Raw genomic sequence first — 5,397 nt, forward strand, 5'->3', positions numbered from 1 at the left:
GAAAGCGGTGACCGTCAACATTCCAATCCAGCGCGGAGCCAACACGATCCGTTTAACGACCATCGAACACGGCGGAATGTATGTCGATGAAATTTCAGTCCGGTAGATTTTCGAGACGTTCGACGCGATCGCTTGGACTGCCGAAATCTCTTTGTAGCGAAACTCGCCAAGAGTTTCGTTACGGTAAGCAACAACTTAGACGTTTATCGCCTAACCCATTTAAAATGAAAGTGAGTTGATGAAAGACACGCACGCTACCAATGTCGCCGACGGAAAAAGTCGGAGTCTCGCCTTGAAGCGATTCTTTCAGGGTGCAACTGCGGCAAGAACCGGGGCTCTGATGCTATGTGCAGTTCTTTTCCTGACAACAATGGTCGGCGCATCGGCTCAGGAGTTGGCAAGTCAAGAGGAGCTGTATACCGGCAAGGAATTCTCTAACGCATTTGCCAATCCCCAGGATGATCCAGATCTGCCCAACGTCCTGTTGATCGGCGACTCGATATCGATTGGGTATACCGTCGATGTTCGCAAGCGGCTGTCTGGAAAGGCGGATGTGTTTCGGATTCCCAGCAATGGAAAATATGCAGCGTTTGGAAGCGAAAACCTGGCCAAGTGGCTCGGGCAGCGAAAATGGGATGTGATCCATTTCAATTGGGGGTTGTGGGATATTTGCTACCGAAACCCAAAGTCAAAAACACAAGGGCATCGCGACAAGGTCGATGGAACCTTAACGGCCAGTCCGGATCAGTATCGGGAGAGTCTGCAGCAGATCGTGGCTCGCTTGAAACAAACCGATGCGACCTTGATTTGGTGTGCAACCACGCCGGTACCGGAATTTGAGGCCGGACGAAAGGAGGGCGATGAGATCAAATATAATTTAATTGCTGAATCAATCATGAAAAAGAATGGGATTCGGATCAATGATCTACATGCTCATGCATTGCGAGGACTACCTGAAATCCAAAAACAAAAAGGGGATGTTCATTTTACAAGCCAGGGGTATGCGTACTTGGCTGAGAAGGTCGCTCTTGAGATCGCTTCGGCACTTTCAGTGATAAGTAGCGAAAAGAAGAAATAGGAAAGTATGAACAATAATTTGACCAAGATGATAGCTGGGTTGCTGGCGATACTGGCTTGTGCTGACTTCGCCAATGCCGCACCGCTGGCAGGCAGTCGCCCCAATATCGTCCTTGTGATGACCGACGATCAGGGCATGGGTGACCTTTCCTGTATGGGGAACGAGGTGGTGAAGACGCCCGAGATCGATCGGTTTTACGAGCAGTCGCTCCGCTTTACCGATTTTCAGGTCAGCCCGACCTGTGCCCCGACTCGCTCTGCGATCATGAGCGGGCGGGTGCCGTTCAAAAACGGTGTGACGCATACGATTCGTCAGCGAGAACGAATGGCGTTGGACTCCTTTACAATGCCGCAGGCATTACAGAGTGCTGGTTATCAAACGGGGCTGTTCGGGAAGTGGCACCTCGGCGATGAAGAGGAATATCTCCCGCAGAACCGCGGGTTTGATGAGGTGCTGATGCACGGTGCCGGTGGAATTGGTCAAGTGTCACTTGGTGATTTTCCGCCCAACGGCCAAAACACCTATTTCGACAATGTGTTGTTGCACAACAACACCATCGTGCAGACCAAGGGCTTTTGCACCGATCTGTTTTTTGCGTCGGCGCTCCGCTGGATCAAACAACAGCACGAGGCCAAGAAACCCTATTTTGCTTACATCTCTTTAAATGCGCCGCATGCTCCGACCATTGCGCCAGAGAAGTATAAAAAGCGTTTTCTCGATTTGGGCTACGACAAGGGAACGGCCGGACGCTACGGAATGATTGAGAACATCGATGACAATTTTGGCCTGTTGATGCGAACGCTTGGCGAGTGGAACGCGCTCGACAATACGCTCGTGATCTTTATGACCGATAACGGTGCGACTCACTTGAGCGGCACACTCAACGGCAACAGAGTGAAACATTTCAATTTCAACATGCGAGGTGGTAAAAACTCGCCCAACGAAGGCGGGACGCATGTGCCGGCTTTCTGGTATTGGAAAGATGTTTTGAGCGGCGGAGTGGATATCGACGCGCTGACGGCTCATGTCGATCTGTACAGAACGTTTTGCGATTTAGCCGGTGTGGAACTACCCACAAAAATGCAGGAGCTTGATGGACGTTCGCTTGTCCCGTTGCTCGAGAATCCAAAGACCGAGTGGCCCGATCGCAAACTGTTTGTTCATTGTGGCCGCTGGAACGGAGACCCCGAATCGGCGAAGTTCGAGAAATGTGCCGTTCGTACAGAGCGATGGCGGTTTGTGAACAACAAAGAACTCTACGACATTTCGGCTGATCCAGGGGAGACGACCGATGTCGCATCCTCGCACCCCGAGGTGATTGATCAGTTGCGGAAATCCTATGACAGTTGGTGGCAATCGGTTCTTCCGCTAATGGTCAATGAAGGTTTGCCAAAGTTGAAAGAACAACCTTTGCACGTCCGTTATGAAAAGCAGTTGCAGGAGAAGGGCATTCCGGAGTGGGGCCCCGCCGAATTTTAGTGTCGTGGAATTTGCTGAGGAGCTGTTGGGAAACGTGAGTCGTAGACTGCTAAAACTTTGGTGTTAACATGATTTTGGTTGCTCAATTTTTCTGCCACCTCTCCACCAACTTCGTTGGGGGAGAGGTCGAACGGAGCCTTCAGCGACGTTCGGGTGAGGGGGCTGACCGAGCAAGCCACTCGCCGACGATAACGCCGTTTGCACCGGAATTGCTCGGTCGATAGCGCGGTCGCCCCCGCACCCCAGCAACGCCTTTAGGGCGTGCTCGACCTCTCCCCCGACTTCGTCGGTGGAGAGGTAACCGTACTATATAGCCGGAAGAAAAACTTACTCCCAATTCCGACATCTATACCCAAAGTTTTAGCGGCCCAGAACTAACCTTGAGCCATGAAGCGTTTATTCCGATGGGTGCTCGGCCCGCGGCTAGCGCCGTCGGCTCACTCTTTCACCGAAACAAACATTTGGAAACCTTCAAATCGTGAATGATATGCAACGTATTTCTATATTCATTTTGGCACTGATCATCGGCACCCTAGGCAGCTTAATAGCGACGCCTATCGGTTACGCCGCTGATTTCCTTGTGCCGCCCGATTTCTATGTGTCGCCTGATGGCTCCGATGTTTGGTCGGGGACCTTGGCCGAACCTAATCCACAAGCAAGCGATGGCCCGTTTGCCACGCTATCACGAGCTCGTGATGCGGTTCGAAAATTGAAGAAAAACAAAACAACCGACATCCTCGTGCTTATTCGCGAGGGGACATACACGCTCAGCGACACTGTTGTTTTTGGATTACAGGACTCGGGCGACGACAAGGCGACGATCACTTATGCGGCCTATCCTGGTGAAACGCCTGTACTGAGTTCAGCGAGACCGATCTCGGATTGGAAGCAAGTCAGCGAAAATCTCCCCGCGCTGCCGCAACAGGCACAGGGCAAGGTCATCGTTGCGGACGTGACCGGAAGTTTCAAAACTCTTTATGATCAGCAGGGCCTTTTGCCACGGGCGCGGTCAGCGGGTTTCATTCCGCTGCAGGGCAGCGGTCGAGACAAGCTGCACTTTCCAGCAGGTAAGCTCAGAAACTGGCTGAATGTGAGCGATGTCGAGATCGTCGTTCGCCCACATCACGCCTGGATCGTGAACGTTCTGCCCCTAAAGTCAGTCGACGAAGAACAGCAAATTGCCTACACGTCCGTGGACGCGACCTATGCGATGAACGAGCTGCATTTCTTGAAGGGAACAGAATCCTGTTGGGTAGAAAATGTTTTGGAAGCACTCGATGAGCCAGGCGAGTGGGTGCTCGACACGAAGCAGGGCAAGCTCTATTTATGGCCGCGGAATGACGGGGGTGTGGTTGCACCTCAATTACAGGAATTGATTCGCATCGAAGGGACCGTGGATAAAGCTGGCCCCAAGGATTTGCCGGTTCGCAATCTGAAGTTTCGTGGACTGACATTTCAGCATGGCGACCGCTACACCGTTTCCAACGATGACGCTGGTCTGCAGCATGATTGGGAGATGCACGACAAGGCGACCGCTTTGCTGCGTCTGCGTGGAGCTGAAAACTGCGTCGTCGAGGACTGCCATTTCGCTCACAGCGGCGGTGGGGCAATTCGAGTGGATCTGCATGGAATGAACAACATCCTATCAAACAACCACATCCAGCAGATGGGAGGTTCCGGGATTCTGTTGTGTGGCTACGGTCCTGGGACGAAAGACGTGAACCGGAACAATCTCGTCTACAACAACCACATCCATCATACCGGCAGAATCTATTCTCACTCGCCCGGAATCATGCTCTGGCAGAGCGGAGAAAACCGTGTCGCGAACAACTTGATTCACCACACGCCCTACACGGGGCTGATCCTGTCGGGCTGCATGACCGACTTCTTTACGAAATCGGGGCGTGAACTGACTCGCACCATCCGTTGGCATGAAATCGGTGACGAGCCCGCAAAAAAGAAGAAGAAGACACTCGACGAGGTGCGTCCTTTTCTGCACACGCATGACAATATGATCGAGTACAACGAGATCCATCATGCCATGGAAGAATTGGGCGATGGCAACGCGATTTACATCCGTGGTGCGGGTGCGGGGAATGTGATCCGACGCAATTACGTGCACCACTTGGTCGCGCCCATGATCATGCAATGTGCGATCCGAACCGATGGTGGGCAAATGGATACACTGATCGCCGAAAACGTGATCTACAAATGCACTTCGCAAGGCATCATGCTGAAGCTCAATACGCGTGTCGAAAACAACATGGTGGTGGATGTGATCGCACCGCCCCGTGGTTATTACTTGTCGGTTCGCGAAGGACCATTGTCGGGTGCCACAATCCAACGAAATGTCTTCTTTTCGTCCCACGATGAATGCGAGTTCATCAACGAACTCGGGCCGGGCAAAGGAAAATCAAGCGAGGATCGCCGAGGGCGAGCGTTGGCGAGATCGGCGGATGCCGACACCGACTACAACATCTATTACTGCATGGCCGACCCGACGTTAGGCGACGAGATGCTTGCGAAGCAACGGAGCGATGGTGTGGACGCTCATAGCCGAGCAGTTGATCCGTTGTTCATTGATCCAGAAAATGGCGATTTTCGGTTTCAAACGAATTCGCCCGCACTGAAAATGGGTATCAAACCAATCGACGTGTCCGAGATGGGGCTAAGATCCGAGACGTCATCGGATTCATCAATATGAGAGCACGGTCCGATCGGCTAACACAGGTGGAAGTATTGGTATTTTCGGCTAAGATCGAAACCACAGTCATTTTCGAAACAACCAATTTAGACACCTTTGAAAATCATGATGCCTCACTTGCAAACAATAAAGCCCC

The 5,397-nt window shown here is 52.2% G+C and carries 3 protein-coding genes; all 3 read left to right on the plus strand.

All coding sequences use genetic code 11. The features are described 5' to 3' along the window. Window positions 1–238 precede the first annotated feature (238 nt). Window positions 239–1,078, plus strand: a complete 840-nt coding sequence (locus ABX962_RS29145; protein WP_372724773.1) for an SGNH/GDSL hydrolase family protein — start codon at window positions 239–241, stop codon at window positions 1,076–1,078. 6 nt (window positions 1,079–1,084) lie between these two features. After that, window positions 1,085–2,557 (plus strand): arylsulfatase, encoded by a 1,473-nt coding sequence (locus tag ABX962_RS29150; RefSeq protein WP_372724775.1) that lies wholly within the window; start codon window positions 1,085–1,087, stop codon window positions 2,555–2,557. Window positions 2,558–3,044: 487 nt separating this feature from the next. Beyond that, window positions 3,045–5,261, plus strand: coding sequence for a right-handed parallel beta-helix repeat-containing protein (locus ABX962_RS29155; RefSeq protein ID WP_372724776.1), 2,217 nt, complete (start codon window positions 3,045–3,047; stop codon window positions 5,259–5,261). Window positions 5,262–5,397 lie beyond the last annotated feature (136 nt).

The organism is Novipirellula sp., from assembly GCF_041583735.1.
In the GTDB taxonomy this organism is placed as follows: Bacteria; Planctomycetota; Planctomycetia; order Pirellulales; family Pirellulaceae; genus Novipirellula.

Bases quoted from the DNA above. Each gene is read 5' to 3' on its own strand.
- ABX962_RS29145 (WP_372724773.1), top strand. From the start codon at position 239: ATGAAAGACACGCACGCTACCAATGTCGCCGACGGAAAAAGTCGGAGT.
- ABX962_RS29150 (WP_372724775.1), top strand. From the start codon at position 1,085: ATGAACAATAATTTGACCAAGATGATAGCTGGGTTGCTGGCGATACTG.
- ABX962_RS29155 (WP_372724776.1), top strand. From the start codon at position 3,045: ATGCAACGTATTTCTATATTCATTTTGGCACTGATCATCGGCACCCTA.